Below are 25,287 nucleotides of genomic sequence, written 5' to 3'. Positions count from 1 at the left end.
TGACCGATGGATCGGTCAGAGACAAAATCTACTTATGTCTCATGAGGCCGTCAACAGTCCCTCGCGGCGGGTCCGCATCGCGCGGAGCGATGTCATCGATGTGGCCTACGACTGGTTCCAAACCGGGGAGCGGGTGGACATCGGCCGACTCGCCCGGGAACTGGGGATCGGCCGCGCCACGGTCTACCGATGGTGGTCGGGGCGGGAGGTGATCCTCGGCGAAGTGGTCTGGCGAATCCTGATCGAGGCCATCGATCGGGTGGAAGCGAGAACGACCGGAATAGATGCCGGGCATTTTGTCGAGAACTTCGGCCGGATGGCCGAGATGGTGCGCACCTACGAACCACTCGAACGATTCGTCGCAGACGATCCCGAGTACGCCTTACGTGTGCTGACCTCCCGCTACAGCGTGGTTCAGGGACGATTGATCGAGTGGACCGTCGACAGATTGAGTCGCATTCCCGAGATCCGGTCTCACACCGACGTCGATGACCTGGCGTATGCGATTGTCCGCGTTGGTGAGTCGTTCATCTGGAGCGACATGATCACGGGACAGCCCCCGCAGCCGGACAAGGCGACCGCCATGGTCAGACTCCTCGTCGCGGGCGCCTGCTCTCCCCTACCATTACCTGGTGGCCCCCACGTCCGTTGACCAGCGACGGAGCCTCACGTGAGCGACTGCCACGCCGGTGGCCGCCTCTGGAACTCGAGGCCGTCGCTTTATATACGCAGCGCGCCCGGTACTTTCATCTGGCTTGCGGTGTTGCTGGCGACCACGATCATTCAGCATTCCGTGACACCCGAACGTCTGCAGACGATCCTGGGTGCTCAGTCGACCAACATCCGTCACCTCGGCGACGATCCGGTACACGTCCTGATCACCAGCCTGTTCTGGCTCGACGGATACTATTGGTTGCCGTATTTGTTCCTGTATTGCATCTTTCACGTCCCAGCGGAGCGCTGGCTGGGCACTAGACTGTGGCTCGCCGTCGGCCTCATCGCCCACGTGTGTGCCACGTTCATCAGCGAAGGTGTGTTGTATTGGGCCATCGAGCATGACCGGGCGTCGGAAACGCTGGTGAATGTCAGAGACATCGGGGTCAGCTACTTTCTCGCCGGGATCGTCGGCGTCTTGACGTTCCACATCGCGAGACCGTGGCGGTGGTTGTATCTCGCCGGGATGGTTGGCCTGTTCTGTGCACCGTTGCTGGCCAATGTGACCTTCACCGGTATCGGCCACCTCAGTTCACTGCTGATAGGTCTGGCTTGCTACCCGCTGATCAGGACCAGCCCGCAGGACCAGTGGTCGCCTGCGGCCGCACTGTCGCGCTGTCGCACACGCAGCGACCGACGCTCTCCGGCGGTAGGGTCCGTACCGGCAGAGGAGGACGAACCATGACCGAAATCCGTTGGGCCACCTTCGATTGTTATGGAACCCTGATCGACTGGAGACACGGGATCGCCACCGGGATCGAGTTGATCTTTCCCGGTCGCGGCCGGGAGCTGCTCGAGACGTTCAACCGGCACGAACCTGTCGTACAGGCCGAAACCCCGACGTTGAGGTACCGCGACGTTCTCACCGAGTCTTTCCGGCGCACTGCGTACGAGGCGGGACTGACCCTGCACCCCGACGACGCGGACGTGCTGGCGGCATCGATTCCGTACTGGCCCGCATTCGACGACACTGCGGCAGAACTGCAGCGACTCCGTGACGCGGGATGGCGCGTGGCGCTGCTGACCAACTGTGATCGCGACATCATCGGCTCGGCGCAACGACGACTGCGCACACCCGTCGATGCGATCGTCACAGCCGAAGACGTGGGCGCCTACAAACCCGATCACAGACACTTCCGACGGTTCGCCGAAACCTTCGACGCCCGACCCGGGAACTGGGTCCATGTGGCGCAGAGCTACTTCCATGACATGGTGCCGGCGGCTGCGCTCGGGATACCGCGGGTGTGGGTCAACCGCCGCGACGAGAACGATGACCCGACCATCGCCGACGCCGTGGTTGCTGACCTGAGTCGGCTCACCGAGACAGTGATCAAGGTCGGAGACGCAGCGAAGCGGAGCTCGACCCTTTGACGAGACGCAGCGAAGCGGAGCTCGACCCTTTGACGAGACGCAGCGAAGCGGAGCTCGACCCTTTGACGAGACGCAGCGAAGCGGAGCTCGACCCTTTGAGCAGCGGTACGTTCGCGCTGATGTGTAACGCACCGAAGTGCCGGGTACTCGCCGCCAGACGCCGAAGCACTCCGCTCTCGACGAGATGAACGAAAGGCGATGATGACTCAGTATCGAGTACTCAATCCCGATGAAGAAGTAATCGACACCAAAGATTTCAACAACGCCGAGGACGCTTACCATTGGTTTGCCGAGAAAGAGGTCCCGTCCGGAGAGCTCGGGTACCGGATGGAAGTGAACTCGGACGGTAACTGGAAGATGTTCGACCAGACCGACGGCACTCGTTCGCGCGACTGATCGAGGCTCTTGGCGGCGCCAACATTCCGTTCCTTCGGAACGGAGTTGGCGTCGTCTGCGTTTGACGCAGAACTCGGACAGCGCGAAGCGGTGCTGAACCCCATGTCATTGCCGTCATAGTCCGATTTGACCTGTTAGGCTCTCGGCGAGCACAGGGCGCTGTTTCGCCCGGCCTGAGAGCCGAAAGGGTCATACAGTTGCTATCCCGACGTCGTCGGCGCAATGTGGTGCGCGGCTTGGTGATGGCAATGGCCGCGGCCACCCTCGCCGCGTGCGGTGCCGAACGCCCCGAGGTGCTCATGGGCATCACAGCCACCGATCAAACCATCGAGACCGCTGACGCCCCGCCGGAAAGGGAAGACGACTCCGGCCCGAAGCGGACTGCGAGCAATGTCCCGATGGAGGTCTTGGCCCCGGGAGAGAAGCCCCCGCAGTTCGTCCTCTTCTCGTTCGACGGTGTCGGGGTCTCCGAGAACTGGGATCTTTTCCTCGAGACGGCCAAGGAATCGGATTCGCGTTTCACCGCATTGATGACCGGGCTGTATTTCCTCGCGGACGACCACAAGAAGGAGTATCAGGGTCCCGGATTCCAGCCCGGAGAATCGTCCTTGGCGTTCGGTGGCAGTAAGGCCGAAGTCGTCGAGCAGGTCGAATATCTCAATCGCACCTGGTACGACGGACACGAGATGGGCACTCACTACGTCGGGCACTTCTGCGCCGGGACAAAGAATCCGGGCAAGGATTGGACTACGGCCGAGTGGAACCACGAACTCGACCAGTTCTTCCGCCTGATGACCGACTGGAAAAGCCTCAACGACCTTCCTGACGCCCCGGATCTTGCCTTCGGTGTGGACGTGGTGAAGGGCGGTCGCACCCCGTGCCTCGAAGGCGGCATGGGTCAGTTGTTTCCGGCCTTGGGTCAGCACAACATGACGTGGGATTCGTCAAAGGCGGCACGTCAACCCGGGATCTATTGGCCGACCAAGGTCGGCAGCATCTGGGAGTTCCCGATTCCCTATACCTGGTCGCCGCCGCTGAATCATCGGCAAACCGCGTTGGATTACAACTATTGGTACACGTTCAACCAGGCCAAGGACGCGCCCAGCAAAGCGCCGGAAATCCGCAAGATCGTCAAAGAGTCGTACGACTACATGTTCCGGCGCGCCTACGAGGGCAATAGGGCACCTTTGGTGATCGCCAACCACTTCAACGACTGGAGTGGCAACGCGTTCAATCCTGCCACGGCAGACTTCATGAGCGAGGTCTGTGTGAAGCCCGAAACCATCTGCGCGACGTACCAGGACGTGATCGCATGGATGGAACTCCAGGATCCGCAAGTCCTCGGTGTCTGGGAAGACATGCCCGCGGTGGCCGTTGATGCGAACAGCTGAAACCAGAAAGGTGCCCGCCGATGCGTCGACGTAGCGCTCAGCTCTTGACTTCCCTCGCGACCGTCGGCGTCGTGCTGGTAGCGGGATGCACCGACGACGGCGGAGCCTCGTCGGAGCAGACGACCTCGGCGTCGATCCAAGACGATGCCAAGGTCACGTCACTGTCGGAGGTCACGGTGCAGCGGATCGATTACCCGACGCTCGACGGCACCGACCCCGAACAAAATTGGGGCGACCTCTACCTTCCTGCGGGGCCGCAGAACGTCGATTCGATCCCGCTCGTGGTCCTGATCCACGGCGGTGCCTGGCAGTCGCAGCTCGGTGCCAACCTGTTCGACCCCTTTGCGCGCGATCTCGCAGCCAAGGGCATGGCGGTGTACAACATCGAGTATCGGCGGGTCGGCTCCGGAGGCGGGTGGCCTACGACGTTCGAAGACGTTTCCCAGGCGCTCGACAATGTCGTCGCAATCGACAAGAAGTTCCCTCAGCTCGAAACCACCGACGCGCTCGTCGTCGGCCACAGCGCCGGCGCGCAACTCGCGGTCTGGGGCGGGACCAGGCACACACTGGAGTCCGACGAGGTGGGCAGCAACCCGAAGTTCCGGCCCACGAAGGTTATCTCGTTGGCGGGTCCCCTCGACATGGTGCAGGCGGTGAAGAACGGCGACGACCGCATCGTGACGGCGCTCGGGGGTACGCCGGAGCAGGTACCTGACCGGTACAAGTCCGTCGATCCGATCCAGAACATCGATCCCGGTACCCCGGTCATCGCCGTCCACGGCACGGCGGACACAGTGGTATTGCCGTCGCTGTCCCAGCGATACGTCGACGCGGTCGACAAGCAGAACGGCACGGGCAAGGTCATCCTGCTCGACGGCGAGGATCACGGGTCGATCGTCACGTCCACCAAACCCGTCTATGGCCGGATCATCGACATCATCACCGATGCCTCGAGGACGAAAGCAGCAGATCTCGACGAGTGAGAACGCATCCGGGTTATCGGACGATCCCGGTGGCCAACAAGTACTCCCACTTCATCACCCCGTCGTCGAGGGCGTCATCGGCCAGATCGGCCAGCGCCTGATCGAGTGACGCGGTGGCGTCGGGATCGCCGCTGATGTTTCGGTATACGGCGATCGTCGGGCCGTAGGTGGACTTGAAGAAGTCTCTGAACTCCCCGCCGGATTCGAACCGGTCGACCTCGAGAGTCCGGCGCGCCAGGGACAATTGATCGACTCGGTCGGCGAATAACGTGCGCAGGTGCTCTTCGTCGCCCCACAGCGGTGGTGGCTGTGCACCCGGTGCCGGGGTGGGCGCGTACGGCTTCATGGTGGCGAACATGCGGCCGATGAAACCCGCCGGTGTCCAGTTGATGAGCCCGACGCGCCCACCGGTTCGGCACACACGGATCAACTCGTCGGCCGACTCCTGATGATGTGGCGCGAACATGACTCCCACACAGGACATGACGACATCGAAACTCTTGTCACCGAAGGGTAGTGATTCGGCGTCGGCCTCTCGCCAGCTGAGTTGGACGTGCTCTTCGGCGGCGAGTTGGCGTCCCGCCTCGAACAGTTCTGGCGTCAGGTCGGATGCCACCACATCGGCGCCTTTGCGGGCTGCGGGTATCGAGGCGTTTCCGCTTCCTGACGCGATGTCGAGGACGTATTCACCAGCACGAATCCCGATTGCGTCGACCAACGTCGGTCCCAGGGCTGCGATCACCTGGGTCGCCACGGCCGGATAGTCACCGGAGGCCCACATCGCGCGGTGCCGCGCCAACAGGTCGCCGGCGAGTTCTGCGGTCTTGTTCGTCATGAGCTTTCTCCTCTGTTCTCGGCGGTGGCCGGGCGGCCGCCTGTTCTCAGCATCGGCCGTCCCACGCGAGGGAACCAGTGCCAGATCTGTACTGTCGCCGCTTTCGAATCTGTACTGGTCCTACGCCCCCGAGCAGTGTGTACTAGGTGCAGATCAAGGAGTCGCTATGCCCGGATACGGTCAGTTCTGCCCCGTCGCCAAGGCCATGGAAGTGCTCGACGAGCGGTGGACACTGCTGGTGGTACGCGAACTCCTCGCCGGTAGTTGTCATTTCAACGAGTTGCGGCGCGGGGTTCCCAAGATGTCACCGGCGCTGCTGTCGAAGCGCCTTCGCACACTCGAACGGGCGGGTGTGATCGACCGACTGGTCGACGGTGGCCGTACCCGGTACGAGCTGACCGCCAGTGGGCGCGAACTGTCGACGGTCGTCGAGGCACTGAATGCCTGGGGGGTGCGGTGGATCGGCGGATTGGGCGACGCCGACCTCGATCCCCACCTGCTGATGTGGGACATGCGCCGCAACGTGGACGTCGAGCGGTGGCCGCGCACGCGTACCGTCGTCACGTTTCAGCTCAGTGGAGTTCAGTCCGCAGTGTCGAGATGGTGGCTGGTCGTCTCCGATGGCGACGCGGACATCTGCGATTACGACCCGGGCTTCGACGTCACCGCCACCGTGACCTCCAGCCTCCGCGAACTCACCGCGATCTGGCGAGGGGACGTGAGCTGGGCCGGAGCACTGCGCGGCGGTGACGTGCAGATCATTGCCGGTCGCGAGATTCGCACAAGTGTTCCGGAGTGGTTGGGACAGGGACGCATGGCGCAGATCCCGCGCCCGGGTTGATCATCGCTACAGCAGGCCCGCTTCCGAACCGACCTGCAACGTGCGCTCGGACAAATTGTCGATCAGAGCAGCGGTGGGTCCGCCATCGCGTGAAGCATTACGCGGGTCGTTCATCAACCGCCGCAGAATGCCTTCCGCGATGATCGTCAGTCGCCACAGACCCATGGTGTGCCAGTACCCCGCGGCGCTCACGTCGCGACCGGTTGCCGAGGCATAGGCATCGATGACCTCTGCTCGGGCCGGAAAGCCTGGCAGCGTGGGGACGGTGGACAGCGCCGCAACCGGGTCGGTGGATTCCGGCCAGAATGCCAACAAGTTCCCCAGATCGGCGAGTGGGTCGCCGAGGGTGCACAACTCCCAGTCCACGACTCCGATCACCTCACCGTCCGAGGATGACGTGATCACGTTGCTCAGATGGTAGTCACCGTGCACGAGGGTCAGCTCGGTCTGCTCCGGTGCATGGTTCGCGAGCGCCTCGGCGACTCGCGTAACCGCTTCGACGTCGCGGGTTTTCGACTTCTCCCACTGACCGGTCCACCGTTTGAGCAGTCTTGCCGCGTACGGTTTGTGGCTGGCCAGATCATTCAGCCCGACGGTCTCGAGATCGATCGCGTGGATGGTCCCGAGCGCCTTCGGCAGCGAAAGGCCGATGCGTCGCCGGTGATCTTCTGTCAGCGTCTCGGCAACGGCCCGGTCGTCGATCACCGCGCCGTCGATGTAACTCATCAAAACCAATGGGGCATCGGTGATGTCGGGATCAGCTGTTGTGGCTATCATCCGCGGCACCGGGACGGGTGTGTCCTGCAGGGCGGACATGATGCGGTGTTCGCGTAGGACGTCGTGCGCGGAGGCGAGCAACGCTCCCAGCGGTGGTCGGCGCAGCACCCACTTGTTGCCGTCGGAATCGGAGACCAGGAACGTCAGGTTCGATTGGCCGTTTCCGATCCGCTGAAAGAACAGAGGCGGAGCAGCAGACACCCCCAAGCCGACCATCCAGGTCGTGACCGCCTCGGTGTCGATCCCGACCGGGGCGTTCATGCCGACTTTCCGGTCGTGCGGTACCGACCGAGTTCGTGTCGCGCGATACTCCGCTTGTGCACTTCGTCGGGTCCATCCGCCAGGCGCAGCGTGCGAAGGTGCGCGTACATGCTGGCGAGTGGGAAGTCGTCCGAAACCCCTCCGCCTCCATGCACCTGGATGGCACGATCGACGATCTTGAGCGCCATGTTGGGAGCTGCGACCTTGATCGCGGAGATCTCCGTGCGCGCTTGCTTGTTTCCCACCGTGTCCATGAGCCACGCTGCCTTCAGCGTGAGCAACCGGGTCATCTCGATCTCGATTCGGGCCTCGGCAACCCAATCCTGGATGTTGGCCTGCGCGGCCAGCGGCTTGCCGAACGCAACCCGCGATGAGGCGCGCTCACACAGCAGTTCGAGAGCACGCTCCGCCATCCCGATCGCGCGCATACAGTGATGGATGCGGCCGGGACCGAGCCTGGCCTGCCCGATCATGAAACCGGCACCTGCACCGGCAAGGACGTCGGCGTCCGGGACACGGACGTTTTCGAACACCACCTCCGCATGCCCTTCGCGATCCTGGTAGCCGAAGACAGGAAGATTGCGGAGCAACTTCACACCGGGCGCGTCGATGGGAACGACCATCATCGACTGCTGCGCGTGCGCGGCCGCGTCCGGATCGGTTTTACCCATCACGATGAGCACTGCGCAATTGGGATGCAAAGCGCCTGACGTCCACCACTTTCGACCGTTGAGCACCCAGTCGTCGCCGTCGCGGACCATGGACATCCGGATGTTCGTCGCGTCGGAACTGGCGACATCCGGTTCGGTCATCGCGAATGCCGACCGAATGGTGCCGTCCAACAAGGGCTGCAGATAGCGTTCCTTGTGCTCGTCGGTCCCGAACAGCGAGAACACCTCCATGTTGCCCGTGTCGGGTGCAGAGCAGTTGGTGGCCTCAGGCGCCAAACCGGCGCTGCGACCCATGATCTCGGCCAGCGGCGCGTACTCGGAGTTCGTCAGGCCCGCTCCGTACTGCGGGTCGGGATGGAAGAGGTTCCACAGGCCCCTGGACTTCGCTTCCGCTTTCAGTTCCTCGATGATCGGTGGATCGAAATGCGGGTCACCCGATTCCGCCATCTGCTGGGCGTAGGTGGCCTCTGCCGGGTAGACGTGGGCGTCCATGAAGTCGACAAGACGATCCTGAAACTCGAGACAGCGCGGCGAGTAAGCGAAATCCATTGACAATAACCAGCTTTCAATTGAACGGAAGAGCGGCGATCACGGGTTCGACATCAAGTGCCGTTGGTAGCGGCGCATCCCACCTATCCATCGGTCGTAGTCCGACCCCTTGTTACGGTAGAAGTCGAGCACCTCCGGGTGCGGCAGAATCAAGAACTTCTCCTCCTCCATCGCGGCGAGGACAGCGGTCGCGACCTCTGCCGGACTCAATACGGCGCCGGCGCTCGTCACCGCGCTCGCGGCCACGGACGCGCCCGGTTGATCGGTCTGAAAGCCAGATCGGAGGAGCTTGGTCTCGACGCCCATCGGGCACAGGCAACTCACGGCCACCCCTTGGTCTCCGTACGTCACCGACAGCCATTCCGCGAACCCGACAGCCGCATGTTTGGAGACCGAATACGTCGCGGACCCGATCTGGGTGAGCAGACCTGCCGCGGACGCGGTCGACACGAAGTACCCGCCCCCGCGTTCTATCCACTTCGGAACCAGGATTCGGGCGGCACGCACATGGGCCAGCACGTTGACCCCCAGAGCCACGTCCCATTGGGAATCAGGGGTGTCGAGTCCGAGGCCCGCGGTGGTTCCGGCATTGGCGAAGAAGATGTCGACCGGCCCGAGTTCGGCTTCGGCGCGGCCGATGATCTCCTCCAGCACTTCGGGATCCGAGACGTCGCCCCCGAACGACAAGGCTCTTGTCGATCCTGCCGCCGAGATCTGCGCGGCGACGGAGGTCGCCGATTCGGCATCGAGGTCGGCGACCAAGACGGAGGCACCCGCTTCGGAGAGTGCGTGGGCGAGGGCGGCGCCGATACCGGCTCCCCCTCCGGTGACTACGGCGACTTTCTCTGCGATCTGCACCACACCGATGTTAGGGGGTCGGTCCACACCTGCGGTTCGAGGTGGCGAAACGACTCCCCCGGACGGCTACGTCTTGTCACACGGTGGTGCCGGCGTGACGTCCTCGAAGAGCGGCGCGCCGATCGGTTCGAGGTACACCACGTCCAGGATCACCGGCTCCTTGCCGAGGTTGCGACCGACGTGGGTGTTCGACTTGCCGCTAGGTTCGTTGATGAACGCACCGGTGTCGAAAATGACCGGTTTACAGTCCGACCCCGGATGCGTCAGCGTCCCGGCTTGGACGATCCCGAGCACCGGGCCGTCGTGGTAGTGCCAGCCGGTGGTGCCACCAGGGGCGATCGTGATCTGCTTCGCCACCACGTGAGCCCCGTCAGGAATGAACGGCAGCAATTCGGCCGGGATCTCGATGTCCAGCAACGTCACTCCGCTGATTCCCTCACCGGGCGTGGCCTGTGCGGTCGCCGGGAGCAGTATTCCGGCCGATAGTGCGACGACGGCCGCAACAGCACTCAGAGTTCTCTTCATTGGCAGAGGGTATCTGGCATCGCCGCAGCTCACAGGATGTTCGACGAAAGTTCGTCCACCATCGGCCCCGGACTGTCCCGGCAACCATACGAGGTCGGCGTTCAAGCCGCCGGCCATGGTGATCCCCTTCCGGCACGGGGTCGATGCCGATGCCTGTGTCAAGCCGAAGCGCTCATTCGGGACTCTGCTCTGAGTACACTTTGTTCACCGTGGAGCACCAGCTCTACCTGCGTCTAGGAGCGAAGTGACACCGTCCGGCACACGACCGCACAGACTCGGGCCGTTCACCCGAAACGCGATCGGCACCAGCTCGGCCGAGGCCTTCATGATCATTGCGATCGCTACCATCCTCGTCACCAGGGGGTATCTGTGGGCGACCGACTACCCGCAGGTGGGCGGTGGGTCTTTGCACATCGCGCACGCCCTGTACGGCGGCGCACTCATGATGCTGGCGTTGCTGGTGAGTTGGTGGATGCTCGGATACGGTGCCCGACTTTTCTGTGTTGTGTTCGGCGGCATCGGTTTTGGGCTTTTTCTCGACGAGGTCGGCAAGTTCGTGACCAAGGACAACGACTACTTCTACGGTCCCTCGGCCGAGATCATGTACGTGCTGGTGGTGGTCGTGCTGATCCTGGGCAGGATCATGCGGGAGATCCGGCCACTGAGCGCCCACGAGGAACTCGCCACCGCCGCCGCGATGGCCGCGGACGGGGTCGCGCGGGGCCTGCAACCACATCGTCGCGAACTAGGTTTGCGCCTGGTCGAACGCGCGGAGGAAAAGGGTGCGAATCCCGAGGCTGCGCAGCACATCCGGAGTCTGCTCATCGGTGCGCCGTCGGCGTCGGCGCGTTTGTACGCATTGCAGCAGTGGGCTCCGCGGCTCATCCCGTCGTTCTTTCGCAGCCCGCGCTGGTTGCCGATCGTCGGCTGGTCACTGGTGTTCATATCCTTCGCCGCGGTGGTGCTCGGCGTTGTCGGCATCGCGCTCGACAATCCGTATTACTCCGACGACAACCTCGAGGTCGAACTGGCGGGGGCCAGTATCGCCACGTACATCTTGCTGTTCAGCGCCGGGATCACCCTGGCTTTCACGCTACCGGCGATGATCGCGCGCACCCGGACAGACAAGCTCTGGCCACTGCAGTTCCTGCGGTACGGCGCCCTGACGTTCGCGATGCTCAATGCGCTCGTGGACTTCGCCACCGAGGGCTTCGGGGCGCTTCTCAACCTGACGCTCGGGCTGTTCGCGCTTGCGATCATCTCCTATCAGATCGACCTTCGGATACGCGAGGCCCGGCCACGGGCGCATGCCGAAGCGATCGCCGCAGAGGCGGCACACGAAGCCGAGGCCAAGGCGCCCGCGCCGGCCCCGGCTCACTGAGCCGAACGCTCAGCTGAGGTCGCGGGCCAGAGCCCGACCCGCAGCGCGTCCCGAGAAGATGCAACCGCCGAGAAATGTGCCCTCCAGCGCGTTGTACCCGTGCACACCGCCCCCACCGAAGCCCGCTATCTCCCCCGCCGCGTAAAGGCCGTCGAATGCGCTTCCGTCGGCCCGGATCACCTGGGAGTCGAGATTGGTCTCGAGCCCCCCGAGGGTCTTCCTGGTCACCAGATGCAACCGGACCGCGATCATCGGACCGTATTTGGGGTCCTGCAGGCGGTGCGGCTTGGCCACGCGGATGATCTTGTCACTGAGATAGTTTCGGGCATTCCGGATCGCCATGATCTGCATGTCCTTTGTGTATTTGTTCTCCAGCTGACGGTCGCGCGCCACCACCTCGGCCTCGATCTGTTCGAAGTCGAGCGTGGGGCCTGTGGTGATCTCGTTCATCCCTGCAACCAGGTCTCGCAGGTTGTCACGCACGACGAAGTCGACCCCGTGCGACTTGAAGGCCTCGACCGGGTCGGTGGCACCCTTTTTCACGCGCTGCAGCAGCAGTTTGACGTCTTTGCCCGTGAAGTCGGGGTTCTGCTCGGATCCGGAAAGCGCGAACTCCTTCTCGATGATCGCCTGCGTGAGAATGAACCACGTGAAGTCGTGCCCGCCCCTGGTGATGGTCCCGAGCGTTCCGAGAGAGTCGAATCCCGGGAAGTTGGGCACAGGAAGCCGTTTGCCGGTCGCATCCAGCCAGAGCGACGAGGGCCCAGGGATGATGCGGATGGCGTGGTTCGGCCAGATCGGATCCCAGTTCTTGATGCCTTCTGTGTAGTGCCACATCCGGTCCCGGTTCACGATGCTGCCGCCCGCACCTTCGGTGATCCCCAGCATCCGCCCGTCGACGTGTGCGGGCACCCCGCTGATCATGTGCGCGGGCGCCGGACCGAGGCGCTCGGTGGGCCAGTTCTTCTTGATCAGCTCGAAGTTCCCGCCGATACCTCCGGCAGTGACGACCACTGCATGCGCCCGCAGCTCGAACTCACCGACCGCCTCACGTGTCGATTCCGCGCCGCGCCGCTGGGTGGAGGGCGCCAGCACCGTGCCGCGGACCCCTACGGCGGCACCGCCCTCGACGATGATCTCGTCGACCTGGTGGCGGTAGTGGAAGCTCACCAGACCTCTACCTGCGCCCTCGAGCACCGGTTCGCGGAACACTCGGACCACCTCGGGCCCGGTCCCCCAGGTGATGTGGAAACGGGGAACGGAGTTGCCATGGCCCCCCGCTGCGCCGCCTCCGCGTTCGGCCCACCCGACGGTGGCCATCACCTTCAAACCCAACGCATTCAGGTACGCCCGCTTCTCGCCGGCCGCAAAGTTCACGTACGCCTCGGCCCACTGGCGAGGCCAGTGATCCTCACGGTCGCGATCGAACCCGGCGGAGGAGAACCAATCCTGCCGGGCCAGCTCCACCGAATCCTTGATGCCGAGCCTGCGTTGCTCCGGGGTATCGACGAGAAACAGCCCTCCGAGGGACCAGAACGCCTGACCACCGAGGTTCTGCTCGTTCTCCTGTTCGAGGATTGCCACCCGCCGTCCGGCCTTGACCATTTCGTGCGCGGCCACCAACCCGGCGAGACCTCCACCGACAACGATCACATCCACCTGCTCGGCCATGATGTTCCTCTCCCTCACTGTCGTCCGATCCGTACTTCCGGTCGAGCTTCATCTCCAGCACGAGCATAGGGAACAGACCGCACATCACATCCGACTACAGGTGTTTGCTGATTCAGGACGCAGTGGCCGACGCCCGGGTTGATACTGGGTCCGTGGTGACCAAGGACAACGGCGAGGACGGAGCGGAACGACAACGCTTCCGCAAGCTGGCACAGGCAGCGATGAACGCCGATATCACTGTCGGACAGCTCGATACGATCATGGGCGATCTGGGCAGCGCACTCACCGACTTCGACCGGGCACTGGGTGGCTTCGACACCACTCTGGACAGTTTCGGGTCGGCCCTCGACGATTTCTCGGCGACCCTGACCCGCGTCGACACAACGGTGTCCACGATGATCGGTGTCGTCGAGCGTGTGGAGAAGATCGTGGGCCGTGTCGAGTTGATCGTGGATCTCGCCGAACGGGTGATCGCACCTGTGTCGTCCGCGGAACACATGCTGCGCGGATTCCTCGGGATCGGGCGTCGAGCGTGACTCGGAGTCAGTTGTCCGAGGACCGCACGGCGCCGACATAGTCCCTCGGCGTCTGTCCGATCACGGCTTTGAACTCACGCGCAAGGTGTGCCTGATCTGCGTATCCCAGTTGCGCGGCGACGTCGGCGATCGACGAGTCCCCGCGACGCAGCGCGAGCGCCGCGTCCTGCAACCGGCGTCGCTGGATGAGCCATTTCGGGCTGAGGCCCGTCCGGTGGATTGTGAGGCGCTGTAGCGCTCTCGTCGACATGTTGAACGCTGCGGCCAGGTCTGCCACCCGCCGAGGACCGTTCTCATCCTCGACGGCGTCGATGATCTGATTGATCAACAGCCCTTCGTCATCGACGGTCCACTGTAGGCTCCAGCGGTCGTAGAGGTCCGCTACCGCGTCGAACTTTTCGCCGCTCGAGGACTTCACCGCCGTCATGACCTCGTGGATCCGCGTACTCAATCCACCATCGGAAGGGATGGGTAGTGGTTCCCCGATCGGTAGCGCAGGCCCTGTACGCGAACCACTCGTCATCGAACGCCCGGTCATGATGGTGATCGCTGCCGGTCGCAACAACACCCCCGCTGCCCATCCGGTCGCCTCCAACTTGCGTTCTGTGGTCCCCTGGCTCACGCAGTAGAGCGCTGCACGGTCGGATTCGACCACCACGTTTCCTCCGGGGTGCTCGAGCACGGGCTGCAGAGCTGGAGTGTCGAGATCCCACTGTGCGAACCAGGTGTGTCGGAGCAGATCGCTCGGCGGTACGGCCACTCTGGTCACAGTCACCCCGCCACGGTCAGGCCGTAGTTCACCTCTGGGAGCAACGGGTCGCCTCATGACTTCTCCTCCCTGACACCATGAAACAAAAGCACACCGCCCAGTTGAACGCACCGGTTCCAACATGTGCTGTTGGCTGGACGCTGTGCTTTTGTCGGCCAGTCGGGCGACCTGCGTAGCGTGGGCCCATGGGTATCACGCATTCGAGCATCGTCCCCGCCCCCATCGACGAGGTGTTCGCCTGGCACGGTCGGCCTGGCGCGTTCACGCGCCTCGCACCACCGTGGGGGCCACCGTCGCTGGTGCAGGAAGCCGACTCACTCGAAGACGGGACGGCGATACTGGCCTTTCCGGGCGGACTCAAGTGGGAGGCCAAACACCAGGCCTCCCGGTTCCACCCGCCGAACCAGTTCGTGGACAAACTCGACTCGTGGCCGCTGCGAACCATCATGACCTGGACGCACCATCACGGGTTCTCCGAGGTCGACCCCGGCTCGACGCGCGTCACCGACACGGTGAACACCCCTGTTCCCGCAGCGCTTCTGCGCTCGATGTTCCGCTACCGGCACCGCCAACTCGCTGACGATCTCGCGACCCATGCCTGGGCGAAGTCGCTGCGAGGCGCCCCGCTGACCGTCGCCATCACCGGGTCGTCGGGACTGGTCGGCGCTCCCCTGAGCGCTCTGCTGACCACCGGAGGCCATCGGGTGATCAAACTGGTCCGGCGTGATCCACAGGGTCCGGATGAACGCAGATGGGATCCCGACAACCCTGCCGCCGACCTGTTCGACGGAGTGGACGCGGTGGTTCATCTCGCGGGTGAGTCGATCGCAGGGCGTTTCACCGACGCCCACAAAAAGGCTGTCCGTGAGAGCCGGATCGAACCTACCGCGGCGTTGGCACGTGTGGCGGCTGCGTCAGACCCCGCGCCGGCATTCATCAGCGCCTCTGCTGTCGGCTTCTACGGGTACGACCGCGGCGACGAAGTGCTCGACGAGAACTCCTCACGGGGTGATGGTTTCCTCGCCGATGTGGTCGTGGACTGGGAAGCTGCTGCGACTGCCGCACACGGTGGCCGCACGGTGCAGGTGCGTACGGGCATCGTCCAGGCCGCGGCCGGCGGGACGCTTCGACTGATGCGCCCTTTGTTCACAGTGGGGTTGGGCGGCCGACTCGGCGACGGGCAGCAGTGGCTCCCGTGGATCGGGATCGATGACCTGATCGACATCTACTACCGCGCCATCGTCGACGAACGGGTGGTCGGCCCGATCAACGCTGTAGCGCCGAATGCGGTGCGCAACGACGAGTACACCGCGGCCCTGGCGTCCGCGGTCCACCGCCCGGCCATCGTCCCGGTGCCGTCGCTGGGTCCGCAGCTCATCCTGGGTTCACAGGGCGCCCGAGAACTCGCGCTGGCAAGTCAGCACGTGGTTCCCGCACGGTTGGCCGACCTGGGTCATCGGTTCCGGATGCCCGACGTCGGCGAGACGCTCCGTCACCAGCTCGGCGGCGATCCCGACAAGGCCTGAATCGGGCTCTACCCGGTGAGTTCGGTCCGAATGGTGGCTGCGAATCCGTCTACGTCGGACTCGGTTGTGTCGAAGGAACACATCCACCGCACCTCTCCGGTGAACTCGTTCCAGGTGTAGAACTTCCAGGTGTCGCGGATACGTTCCGCCACAGCGGGATCGAGGACGGCGAACACCGCGTTCGCGTCGGTGGGGTGGGTGAACGACAGGCCCGGAACACCTTCGAGCTGCGAACGCAGACGCGACGCCATCGAATTCGCATGAGCCGCTGCGGCGATACCGGCGCCACCGGAGAACAGCGCCAGCAGTTGCGCCGAGATGAACCTCATCTTGCTCGCCAGCTGCATGCTCAGTTTCCGGAGGTACGCCATACCGTCCGCCAGTTCTGGGTCGAGGATGACCACCGCCTCGGCCCCCAACGCACCGGCTTTGGTGCCGCCGAGACTCACCACGTCCACCCCGACGGCAGACGTGAAATCACCGAACGACATATCAAGCGCCGCAGCAGCATTCCACAGTCTGGCACCGTCGATATGCACGGTCATCTGATGGGCGTGCGCATAGTCGCAGATCGACCTGATCTCGTCCGCGGTGTACACGGTGCCGAGCTCGGTGGCCTGGGTGATGCTGACTGCCAAGGGTTGCGCGCGTTGCACATCGCCCCATCCCCAGGCCTGTGTCGCGATGGACTCTGGGGTGAGCTTGCCGCCGGCGACAGGAACGGTCATCAGTTTGAGACCGCTCACCCGTTCCGGCGCGCCACCCTCGTCGTTCTGGACATGGGCCGACTCGGCCACTATGGCCGCGCCCCAGCGCGGCATCATCGAGGTCAGCGACACCACATTCGCCGCGGTGCCGTTGAATACCGGGAAGATCTGAGCGCGTGCGCCGAACTCATCCCGGATCACCTCGCGGAGGGCGTCGGTGTAGACATCCTCGCCATAGGACGACTGGTGTCCACCATTGGCTTCGCCCAGCGCCGCGAGTACTTCGGGCAACATCCCTGCGTAGTTGTCAGAGGCGAACGCACGCCACGACGCGTCGTGCAGCGTCATCCCCCGAACCTCTCGGTCCGAATGGTCGCTGTCGGGTAGCCGAGATCGACCAGCCACTGCGCGTACTGCTCGACGAACGCCGTGGGTCCGCACACCCTGATCTCGGGTTCTTGATCGACCGGGATCACCCGTTCGGCAAACTCTGCCGCATCGGGTCTGCCGGCAGGCCTGGATGATCCCGGTGGAGCCTGCCGGGTGTAGAGATAGTCGATCTGTAGCCGGTGCGAGTCTTCGAGCCTGTCCAGTTCGGCGGTGTAGTAACGGGTCTCGGGGGTTCGCAGGGAGTAGAGCAATCGGAATGGTACCTCTGATCCGCTGCTCTCACGGGCTCGGATCATCGACATCAGCGGGACCACGCCGGAACCGCCCGCGATTAATTGCACCGGTGCCGGATCAGCCGCGTGCCAGGTGAACCATCGGCCGATGGGTCCGCGGATCTCGACCTGATCCCCGACCTCGAGGTCGTTGATCAGATAGGGCGACACCTCTCCGTCGGCGAGCTCCTCGATGGTCGTCTCGAGCAGGTCATCACCCCCCGCTGCGGCCACCGAATACGACCGGACCGCCTGATAACCGTCTTCGGCTGTGAGCCGGATGTCGATGTGCTGGCCCGGGAGCACCCTGCCGCGCTCGGGCAGCTGCAGTCGCAGAGTCCGTGCGGTAGGTGTCTCCATCGACGCCGCGACGACCGTCGCCGGCCGCCACCCGTTCACCAATATCGTTCCTCTTTCCAGGGATCCCCGTGATTGTGATAGCCGTTGGTCTCCCAGAATCCTGGCACATCCGAGTCCATCACCCGGATACTGTCGACCCACTTGGCCGACTTCCAGAAGTACAGGTGCGGGATGAGCAAACGCGCTGGTCCGCCGTGCTCGGGATCGAGCGGCTCACCATCGAAGGTGTGCGCGATCCAGGCCTTGCCATCGAGTACGTCCTCGAGTGGGACGTTCGTCGTGTAGCCGCCGTAGGAATGCGCCATCACGAACCCGTCGGGGTCTACATCGTCACCGAGCAGCACGTCCAGCGACACCCCACGCCAGGTGGTGTCGAGTTTCGACCAGGCCGTCACGCAGTGGATGTCGACCGTGATGTCCTCTTGAGGAAGGGACATGAACTCGTCCCAGGTCCAGCTGCGGGTTTGCTGGCCGGGTGCCTCTATTTCGAACGTCCACTCCGACAGTGGTATCGACGGCGTGGGCCCGGCAGACAAGACGGGGAAATCGTTGGTGAGGTATTGCCCCGGCGGAATCCGGTCGTTCTGTTGCCGGCGCCGGGCGCCGAACCCTTTGTTGATGATCGCCATGGGTTCAGTGTGCTCTGCGTGCAAGTGATCCGCAGCCCGTACCCCGTCTGGATCTTCTCATTCGGTGGCTGCCTGCTGGTCCGTCAGCACCTGACCAGTGGGTACCCGAACGCTCCGAACTCCTCGGTACCCATGAGGTCGCGCAGTTCGCTCTGCCAGGATCCGAACCACACGAGACCGAGGATCGTGCCGGTCGCCCCGACGCCCGCCAGTACCCGCCAGGCGATGCGCTTTGCGTTCGCGGAAGCCTCGCGCCTGACGACATACCGGACGAGCATCGATCCGAGTACACCGACCCCGTACCCGATCGCAGCCGAGGCCCCGCTGACGACACCTTGGAACAACCATCCCCGCGGCAGGAGCGACGGGGTCATCGACAACCACACGGAGACGGTCGCGACGACAAGCCCGCCGAAGACCATCCGCTTCGGCACCAATTGATTCCACACGACAGCCACTGCGCCTCCAAATTCTTCACAGGCGGGCAATCTTCACACAGGAGAGATCACAAGCTGGCAAGCCCGGAGATCACCGTGGACCAGACGCCGTAGGTGAAGTCAGATCTTGCGCTTCGCGCGTCCGCGCATGGTGAGCACCCCGACCAGCCAACCCACCGCGAACACAGCCAGCAGGGTGAACCACAGTGGCGAATCCACTGTGATCCAGAACAGTTGAATACTCGTCGAACGCCGATTCTGCAGTACGAAGATCACTGCGATGATCGACAGTACGAGGGCCGCCCAGCCGGCGGGCGAAACCTTCGCGAACACATTCGTCTTACGGGGCGAGCTTTGGGTCATGGAGTGACTCTAGTCCGCCACCTTCACTTGGTAGTTCGGAATTTATGCGCTCCACGCGGCCGTGAGCAGGGCTTCGTCACCACCCACAGCCGTTACGGTCGCCGATCCGCCGGCCCCGGCTACGCTGAAATGATGCCGCATCCAAGTCTGCTCTGCGTTCACGCGCATCCCGACGACGAAGCTTTGTGGACCGGCGGTGTCCTGGCTCGGTGCTCGGAACTCGGTGGCCGGACCGCGGTCGTGACCTGTACCTGGGCGGCGGGCACGACGCGGTCGATGGAGCTCGGAGAGTCGCTCGAGCTACTGGGCGCGGGAGACCCGCAGTTGCTCGGCTATGGAGACCGCCTGGTCGATGATTCCGCGCCCGGCCGAGCTGCGTTCTGCGATGCGCCTTTCGACGAGGCAGTCGGTGCACTCGTGACGCACATCCGCGAGTTCCGCCCCGATACCGTGCTGACCTACGATCCGCTCGGAATCTACGGGCATCCGGACCATGTACAGGCGCACCGCGTGACCCTGGCCGCGGTCGGGGCAGCTGCCTACCCGCAGCTGTACCCGGGGACCGGAAAGCCCTGGCGCACAAAGTTGGTGTATCTCGCGACGATGCCGCTGTCGATCGCGCAGGTGCTGTGGCCGCCGGTGATGAAGCAGTCGCCGGGGCCCGAAGGCCCCTTGCCCGGCATCCCCGACGAAGCCGTGGACACCACCATCGATGTGGAGCCCTGGCTCGATCTCAAGTGGCAGGCTCTGTGCGCGCACCGCAGTGAGATCGCCAGAGGGGGTGCCATGACCATGCTCGCGGGTTTGCCGGAAGACACCCGGCGCCAGGTGCTCCGCAACGAATGGTTCATGCGGATGCCGTTGACAGCTGATGCCGACTCGGTCGATGCCCTTGCGTTCGGCGATGACGCGAGAAACTCCAAAATCAATTGACCCGCGTCCGCAATCCACTGGCACGCAACACTTTACGGTCGACGCCTGCCCTGACCGCTGCCTCGGTACCGATCAGCCTGACGTGCCCGCTCGCTCGTGTGATCGCGGTGTAGAGCAATTCGCGGGTCAGCAGCGCCGACCGCTCAGGCGGAATCACCACAGACACCGACTCGTACTGCGAGCCCTGGCTCCGGTGAATGGTCATGGCGTACACGGGTACAGCTGCCACCAGTTGCGACGGGTGCAGCAGCTTCCACGTGGCTCCACGGGCGAAAGCCACCATCAATCGCCCCTGGGTACTCACCACGACCCCCGTGTCACCGTTGAAGATCCCGGTGTCGTAGTCGTTCGCGGTCACGAGAAGTGGCTGACCGGGATACCAGCTGCCCACGTCTAGGGCATCGGCAGGCGCGTCGATCCACTCCATCGCCAGCCGCGACCAGTACTCGACACCGGACGATCCTTCACGGTGCGCGCACAGCAGCCGATGGGTCTGTAGGCCCGCGAGCGCCGATCGAGGGTCGCCGGCAGCGGCAGCCTCGGCGACGCTACTCGCAGCGGTCACCACCTCACCTCGGACGGCGATGAGGTCATCGGGATCGACTAGTTCGAACTCCGGATGACCCGCACCGAGCAGTTCGATCACGAGATCGGAATCACCCTCGCGTACAGCTGAGGCCAGGCGTTTGATCTGCTCACCGAACCTGCGCACCTTGGTGAGCCGGATGACGCCACCGCCGAGGCGCTCCCGCTCGTCAGAGGTGAGCGCATCGTCATCCTTCGCATCTGCCACCAGATCAGGCGCCAGCACGTCCTGAAGGACCGGATGGGTCGGCTGCGAGACCGGTCTGGCCACGAGATCGGCCAGGACCGCCCCCGCATCGACCGAGGCCAGCTGGTCGGGATCGCCGACCAACACCAATCGGCTCTGCGGACGCAACGCATCGAGCAGCCGAGACATCATCGTCAGCGACACCATCGAGGTCTCGTCGACCACCACCAGGTCGTGGGGTAGGCGGTTGTTCGCGTCGTGGGCGAATCTGCTGCGGCTGGCGGGCTTCCAGCCGAGAAGTCGGTGAAGAGTGGTAGCCGTCAGATCCTCGGGCAGTCCCAGGGCCGTCGACTGCGACCGTACGGACTCTTCCAGCTGTGCCGCAGCGCGTCCTGTCGGCGCGGCCAGTGCCACTCGCAGCTGTGGACCGTACTCGTCGAACATCAAGGCCAAGACGCGGGCCACGGTGTGGGTCTTCCCGGTACCCGGTCCGCCCGCGATCACCGTGGTCCAGCCCGCGGTCGCCAACGCGGCGGCCACACGCTGCCGATCCGGCGCCGCATCGGGAAAGTGCTTGTCCAGTCCGGTTGTGAGCCGCCCCGCGTCGATGACCGGATGGCTCTGTGCACGCTCGTCCAGAACCTCGCGGATGCGTTGTTCCTGCAGAAAGTATCGGCGCAGATAGAGCAGCGGCCCCTCAGGTGTCTTGGCCAGATACAGGGGACGCAGCGGGCCCGAATCGGCGCCCACCACCAACGGACTCGTCGCGAGGGCGGCGGCGACCTCGGCGGGATCCGGCCACGGCAGGGTCGCAGGGTCGATGCCGAACTCCTCGGTGTCGACGGCCACCTCGGACAGGCGGTTGACCTCGACACAGACCGACCCCAGCCGGACCGCCCGGACCGCAAGCGCCGCAGCGAGCAATACCGTGGGCTCGATCTCGGACCTGCTCAGCGTCGCGAGGGTCTGCGCCACGTGGATGTCAGCGGCGCTCAATACGCCGGCCCGGTTGAAAGGCGCAAGCGCCGGGTGGGCCCGCTGCACTATTCGATTGTCTGACTCGATACTCACGCTGTCAGAACCCTTCCCGCGATCAGATCCGACGTGGCGACGATCAGTTCGGCAGGCGGTTTCCATTCGAAGACGCCGCATCCGGCCGGGGTCTGCGGTCCGATCATGGCCCGGACGAAGTGATACTGCACACCGCCGAGATGCTGCTGCGGTGTGTAGTCCGGTAACCGCCAGCGGAGATAGCGATGCAGCGCAACGGAATACAGCAACGCTTGCAGTGGATAGTGCGAATGAACCATCTCGCGCGCCATCGACTCGGGTGTGTAGTCGAGGCAACTGAGATCGCCGCGAGCGGTCCGGTTGGTCTTGTAGTCGACGACCACGAATGAGTTGCCGGGTAGCCGGAGGACGGCGTCGATGCTTCCGGTGAGGAAACCACGCAGCGGCGGCGCAGGTACTCGACGTAGGTGCTCGGGGTAGTCGGCGAGCAGATCTGCGGCAGGCAGAAAGCGCTCCATCAGATCACCGATGCCCCTCAGGGTCGCCTCGGTCTGTGATCCGAGCGGAAGCTCGAAGGTCAATTCCGGCAGCCGATCCGACGACGAAATCTGGGCGAGCGTCACCTGCGCCTCGCCTAGCGGGGTTGCCAGCACCGCGAGCAGCGCTGTGGCCAGCGCATCGACATCGATGTCCACCAGACGGATTCGCACCGCGTCCGCACATCTGGATCGCACCTCGGCCGCGAGGTCGTCGACGTCGGTGTCGACCAGTTCGAGGACTTCGTGAACGAGGGTGCCGAACGCGGCACCGAAGGGAAGGGAGTTCATCAGCGACGGATGCCTCAACTCCTCTGGCCCGTCGTCGACAGGCTCCGCCAGCGGCTCCTCCGTCTGCTCGTCGGTCTTCTCCGAGTACTCGGGCTCACTGGCGACCGGGGCCTGATGCTGCGACCCGGCGATCAGGGCCGAATACGAGGTACGCCGCCAGGTGTGGTCGATCCGACGATCGAAGTGAGCGGCGTCGAGTTCGCCCTCAGGCGTCGAGCGATCGTCCCATCGCGGGACCTGCAGCCCGTCGAAGCGCGCTGGTTCCACCCGAACACCGGCACCGGCCAGCTCAGCCCATTCGGTGAGACGTCGCGCCGCGGTGGCGTCGTCGGGGACGGTGGGCCGGGGGTCCGGCGTCGCGCGGTCGCGGCTGAACAGGAGACGGTGCAGCGGCGACGACCTCGTCGGTCCGCCTGGAGCCCACCACAGTACGACCGCGGATCCGGCCCGGGTCAGGGCGACGTACAGCAGCCGCAACTCTTCGCCGTCGTCTTCCGAGCCGGACGCCTCCCGACGCATGCGGTATCCGGGCGCGTCCTTTCCTCCGATATCGAGTACCCGCTCGCCGGTCTCGTCGTGCAGCACCAGAGTGGCCGGCGTCGGGTTGCGGGCGGCGTCCCAGCCGTACGGGACGTAGACGACGGGGAACTCGAGACCCTTGCTGCGATGCACTGTCAGCAGCTGCACCGCTTCGGCATCGCTGTCCAGCCGGCGACTCTGGTCGGCCTGGTTCCCGGTGGTCGGATCGGAGATCAACTCTTGCAGCCAGCGCACCAACGCGGTCAACCCGAGCCCGCGCTCGACGACCGCTCGGTTACAGAGTTGCGCCACGTGGGTCAGATCGGTGAGTCTGCGCTCACCGCCGGTGATGGTCAGGATCCGCCCGGCGATGTCACGTCGCCCGGAGAGTTGTTCGTAAACCGCAGCAAATCCGGACGTCTGATACACCGATACGAGTTCCCTGACGAGGGTGCTGATGTCGGCGGTGAGTTCATCGCCCCCCTCGTCCAGTTCCGTGGCTGTCCAGCCGAGCAGAGGGGTCAGGGCTGCGAGCCGCACGCGGGCAGACCTGCTGGGCTGTTCCATGGCCTGCAGTAGCCACAACCAGTCCCGCGCACCCTGCGTGCTGTAGACGCTGGTTCCCCCCGCCAGCACCGACGGGACGCCCGCGTCATCGAGTGCGGCCTGGATCATGCTCAGGTGCTTGTGGTTTCGCACCAACACTGCGATGTCGCCGGGCGCGACCGGCCGGGCCTGACCGGCGACGACGAGATCCGGGCGGGCGTTGAGCAGCTCGGCCAGGTCGGCAGCGACATCGTCGGCGACTGAGCGTCGTAATCTGTCCAGTACCGGGAACCCGGCTTTGCTCAACGGCCCGTGGCCACTCCGCTTGAGGTATCGCAGCCGCAGTGGTGCCACGGACGGCAACCGCGATTGCGAGGTGTTCGCGTCGACGTGGTGCACGACGATCTCCGGACTGCCCAGGGCCGCATTGCCGTAGACATGGTCGAGCGCCTCGACCAAGCCGGCGTCGCTACGCCAGTTGGTCGGTAGCACCTGGTGATTGTCCGCGGTTCTGACCGCCTCCAGGTAGCTGAAGACCTCAGCGCCACGAAATGCGTAGATGGACTGTTTCGGATCGCCGACCAGCACGAGGTCGGTGTGACCGTGGAACGCCGCCTTGAAGATCTCCCACTGCACCGGGTCCGTGTCCTGGAACTCGTCGACGAGCACCACCCGGAATCGGCTACGGACTCGCGCACATGCCTGCGGTCCGTGCTCCGGGTCCACGAGCGTGTCGCGGAGCAGGGTCTGCAGGTCGTCGTAGTCGCGAATGTTGGTCATCCGTTTGCGGCGTTCCACCTCGGCGCGCACTTGTGCCGCGAACTCCACGCGAAAGTACTCATCGCTGCCGGGGTCCGCATCCGGGGCCAGTCGCGCCTGCCGCTGGAAGACCGCGGCCCTGGCGAAGGCGTGCGCGTCGCGCACACTGAACGGCACACCGTCACTGCCGCTGTACTTTTTCAGGTACAGGTCATCGGTGACCTCGGTGATCAGGTCTCCCACATCTTCGACGAGGGTGATGTCGTTCTCGAAATCTCCTGCGATGCCGAGGCCGTCGAGCATCCTGCTACAGAACGTGTGCGTGGTGGCGATGGTCGCGGCATCGAAGTCCGACAGCGCTGCGATCAGATTCGTCCGGCGGGCCGCGACCTCGGCCGGCGCACCTTTCGCGAGCATCGTGACCAGCGGATCGTCTGAGCCCGCAGCAACAGCAGGATCTGACAGCGCGTCGACCAGTCCGCCGAACCGAAGGCGGGTGCGCTCACGTAGTTCTGCAGTCGCGAAACGGCTGAATGTGACAAGCAGCAGTTCCGAGAGTGGCACTCCTGCCGCGACGTGTCTGGCCGCGAGCCCGACTATTGCATAGGTCTTTCCAGTGCCTGCGCTGGCCTCGAGCACCGTGGTTCCGGTGGGCAGCGGGCCCGTCACGTCGAAGGTGACCGGGACGATCCGACTCTGCGTCATCT

General features: G+C 64.3%; 25 protein-coding genes. 11 read left to right on the top strand and 14 right to left on the bottom strand.

Going from position 1 to position 25,287, the window contains the following annotated elements; genetic code table 11:
• Positions 1-34 precede the first annotated feature (34 nt).
• The 6 genes from J3S28_RS05255 (at position 35) to J3S28_RS05230 (ending at position 4,855) form a co-directional block, all read left to right on the top strand.
• Entirely contained in the window at positions 35-652 is a 618-nt protein-coding gene (locus J3S28_RS05255) for a TetR/AcrR family transcriptional regulator (RefSeq protein WP_207838478.1), read from the top strand.
• A gap of 18 nt (positions 653-670) precedes the next feature.
• On the top strand, positions 671-1,399 hold the full coding sequence (locus J3S28_RS05250; protein WP_207838476.1) for a rhomboid-like protein: 729 nt from the start codon (positions 671-673) through the stop codon (positions 1,397-1,399).
• Positions 1,396-2,085: an HAD family hydrolase gene (locus J3S28_RS05245; protein WP_207838474.1), complete on the top strand. Its 690-nt coding sequence runs from the start codon at positions 1,396-1,398 to the stop codon at positions 2,083-2,085. The genes J3S28_RS05250 and J3S28_RS05245 overlap by 4 nt, the downstream gene beginning before the upstream one ends.
• Before the next feature lie 198 nt (positions 2,086-2,283).
• The gene (locus tag J3S28_RS05240) at positions 2,284-2,481 is read left to right on the top strand and encodes a hypothetical protein (protein WP_372435939.1); all 198 of its coding nucleotides are present in this window, start codon (positions 2,284-2,286) and stop codon (positions 2,479-2,481) included.
• A gap of 248 nt (positions 2,482-2,729) precedes the next feature.
• The gene (locus J3S28_RS05235; protein ID WP_237341123.1) at positions 2,730-3,872 is read left to right on the top strand and encodes a polysaccharide deacetylase family protein; all 1,143 of its coding nucleotides are present in this window, start codon (positions 2,730-2,732) and stop codon (positions 3,870-3,872) included.
• 20 nt (positions 3,873-3,892) lie between these two features.
• Positions 3,893-4,855 carry an alpha/beta hydrolase family protein gene (locus J3S28_RS05230; RefSeq protein ID WP_207838472.1) on the top strand — a complete coding sequence of 321 codons (963 nt, stop codon included), beginning with the start codon at positions 3,893-3,895 and terminating at the stop codon, positions 4,853-4,855.
• A gap of 13 nt (positions 4,856-4,868) precedes the next feature.
• On the opposite strand, the gene J3S28_RS05225 is transcribed toward J3S28_RS05230, so the two are convergent.
• Complete coding sequence (locus J3S28_RS05225) at positions 4,869-5,690, bottom strand: class I SAM-dependent methyltransferase (protein ID WP_207838470.1); 822 nt, start codon at positions 5,688-5,690, stop codon at positions 4,869-4,871.
• Positions 5,691-5,856: 166 nt separating this feature from the next.
• On the opposite strand from J3S28_RS05225, the gene J3S28_RS05220 reads away from it, so the two are divergent.
• On the top strand, positions 5,857-6,531 hold the full coding sequence (locus J3S28_RS05220) for a winged helix-turn-helix transcriptional regulator (RefSeq protein ID WP_207838467.1): 675 nt from the start codon (positions 5,857-5,859) through the stop codon (positions 6,529-6,531).
• A gap of 6 nt (positions 6,532-6,537) precedes the next feature.
• Here J3S28_RS05220 and J3S28_RS05215 read toward each other — a convergent pair whose 3' ends face one another.
• The 4 genes from J3S28_RS05215 to J3S28_RS05200 all read right to left on the bottom strand — a co-directional run bounded on the left by J3S28_RS05215 (position 6,538) and on the right by J3S28_RS05200 (position 10,172).
• The gene (locus J3S28_RS05215) at positions 6,538-7,569 is read right to left on the bottom strand and encodes a phosphotransferase family protein (RefSeq protein WP_207838465.1); all 1,032 of its coding nucleotides are present in this window, start codon (positions 7,567-7,569) and stop codon (positions 6,538-6,540) included.
• Positions 7,566-8,789: an acyl-CoA dehydrogenase family protein gene (locus J3S28_RS05210; protein ID WP_207838463.1), complete on the bottom strand. Its 1,224-nt coding sequence runs from the start codon at positions 8,787-8,789 to the stop codon at positions 7,566-7,568. The genes J3S28_RS05215 and J3S28_RS05210 overlap by 4 nt, the downstream gene beginning before the upstream one ends.
• A 39-nt stretch (positions 8,790-8,828) precedes the next feature.
• Entirely contained in the window at positions 8,829-9,647 is an 819-nt protein-coding gene (locus tag J3S28_RS05205) for an SDR family NAD(P)-dependent oxidoreductase (protein WP_207838462.1), read from the bottom strand.
• A 66-nt stretch (positions 9,648-9,713) separates the two neighbouring features.
• Positions 9,714-10,172, bottom strand: a complete 459-nt coding sequence (locus J3S28_RS05200; RefSeq protein ID WP_207838460.1) for a cupin domain-containing protein — start codon at positions 10,170-10,172, stop codon at positions 9,714-9,716.
• A 244-nt stretch (positions 10,173-10,416) separates the two neighbouring features.
• On the opposite strand from J3S28_RS05200, the gene J3S28_RS05195 reads away from it, so the two are divergent.
• Positions 10,417-11,553 (top strand): hypothetical protein, encoded by a 1,137-nt coding sequence (locus J3S28_RS05195; protein ID WP_372435938.1) that lies wholly within the window; start codon positions 10,417-10,419, stop codon positions 11,551-11,553.
• 9 nt (positions 11,554-11,562) lie between these two features.
• On the opposite strand, the gene J3S28_RS05190 is transcribed toward J3S28_RS05195, so the two are convergent.
• Positions 11,563-13,224 carry an FAD-binding dehydrogenase gene (locus tag J3S28_RS05190; protein WP_207838458.1) on the bottom strand — a complete coding sequence of 554 codons (1,662 nt, stop codon included), beginning with the start codon at positions 13,222-13,224 and terminating at the stop codon, positions 11,563-11,565.
• A 152-nt stretch (positions 13,225-13,376) separates the two neighbouring features.
• On the opposite strand from J3S28_RS05190, the gene J3S28_RS05185 reads away from it, so the two are divergent.
• On the top strand, positions 13,377-13,760 hold the full coding sequence (locus J3S28_RS05185) for a hypothetical protein (RefSeq protein WP_207838456.1): 384 nt from the start codon (positions 13,377-13,379) through the stop codon (positions 13,758-13,760).
• Between the two features lie 7 nt (positions 13,761-13,767).
• On the opposite strand, the gene J3S28_RS28695 is transcribed toward J3S28_RS05185, so the two are convergent.
• Positions 13,768-14,535 carry a helix-turn-helix domain-containing protein gene (locus tag J3S28_RS28695; RefSeq protein WP_207838454.1) on the bottom strand — a complete coding sequence of 256 codons (768 nt, stop codon included), beginning with the start codon at positions 14,533-14,535 and terminating at the stop codon, positions 13,768-13,770.
• Between the two features lie 179 nt (positions 14,536-14,714).
• On the opposite strand from J3S28_RS28695, the gene J3S28_RS05175 reads away from it, so the two are divergent.
• On the top strand, positions 14,715-16,055 hold the full coding sequence (locus J3S28_RS05175; RefSeq protein ID WP_207838452.1) for a TIGR01777 family oxidoreductase: 1,341 nt from the start codon (positions 14,715-14,717) through the stop codon (positions 16,053-16,055).
• 8 nt (positions 16,056-16,063) lie between these two features.
• Here J3S28_RS05175 and J3S28_RS05170 read toward each other — a convergent pair whose 3' ends face one another.
• The 5 genes from J3S28_RS05170 to J3S28_RS05150 form a co-directional block, all read right to left on the bottom strand.
• Positions 16,064-17,110: a threonine aldolase family protein gene (locus tag J3S28_RS05170; protein ID WP_207838450.1), complete on the bottom strand. Its 1,047-nt coding sequence runs from the start codon at positions 17,108-17,110 to the stop codon at positions 16,064-16,066.
• Entirely contained in the window at positions 17,107-17,823 is a 717-nt protein-coding gene (locus tag J3S28_RS05165; protein ID WP_307796865.1) for a ferredoxin reductase, read from the bottom strand. The genes J3S28_RS05170 and J3S28_RS05165 overlap by 4 nt, the downstream gene beginning before the upstream one ends.
• Entirely contained in the window at positions 17,820-18,413 is a 594-nt protein-coding gene (locus J3S28_RS05160) for a sulfite oxidase-like oxidoreductase (RefSeq protein WP_207838448.1), read from the bottom strand. The genes J3S28_RS05165 and J3S28_RS05160 overlap by 4 nt, the downstream gene beginning before the upstream one ends.
• Before the next feature lie 83 nt (positions 18,414-18,496).
• A complete protein-coding gene (locus J3S28_RS05155; RefSeq protein WP_307796862.1) occupies positions 18,497-18,871 on the bottom strand; it encodes an alpha/beta-hydrolase N-terminal domain-containing protein in 375 nt (124 codons plus the stop codon).
• Between the two features lie 99 nt (positions 18,872-18,970).
• The gene (locus tag J3S28_RS05150; protein WP_207838446.1) at positions 18,971-19,213 is read right to left on the bottom strand and encodes a LapA family protein; all 243 of its coding nucleotides are present in this window, start codon (positions 19,211-19,213) and stop codon (positions 18,971-18,973) included.
• A 132-nt stretch (positions 19,214-19,345) separates the two neighbouring features.
• Between J3S28_RS05150 and J3S28_RS05145 the strand changes: the two genes are divergently transcribed.
• Positions 19,346-20,146 carry a PIG-L family deacetylase gene (locus J3S28_RS05145; RefSeq protein WP_207838444.1) on the top strand — a complete coding sequence of 267 codons (801 nt, stop codon included), beginning with the start codon at positions 19,346-19,348 and terminating at the stop codon, positions 20,144-20,146.
• On the opposite strand, the gene recD is transcribed toward J3S28_RS05145, so the two are convergent.
• Positions 20,139-21,989 carry an exodeoxyribonuclease V subunit alpha gene (gene recD, locus J3S28_RS05140; protein WP_307796860.1) on the bottom strand — a complete coding sequence of 617 codons (1,851 nt, stop codon included), beginning with the start codon at positions 21,987-21,989 and terminating at the stop codon, positions 20,139-20,141. The two genes, J3S28_RS05145 and recD, sit on opposite strands and share 8 nt — an antisense overlap.
• A complete protein-coding gene (locus tag J3S28_RS05135; RefSeq protein WP_207838440.1) occupies positions 21,986-25,285 on the bottom strand; it encodes a UvrD-helicase domain-containing protein in 3,300 nt (1,099 codons plus the stop codon). Before J3S28_RS05135 ends, recD begins: the two co-directional genes overlap by 4 nt.
• Positions 25,286-25,287: the final 2 nt, after the last annotated feature.

The sequence above is a fragment of the Williamsia soli genome, from assembly GCF_017377795.1.
Taxonomy (GTDB): domain Bacteria; phylum Actinomycetota; class Actinomycetes; order Mycobacteriales; family Mycobacteriaceae; genus Williamsia; species Williamsia soli.
This window is presented reverse-complemented; position numbering and strand designations above follow the sequence as displayed.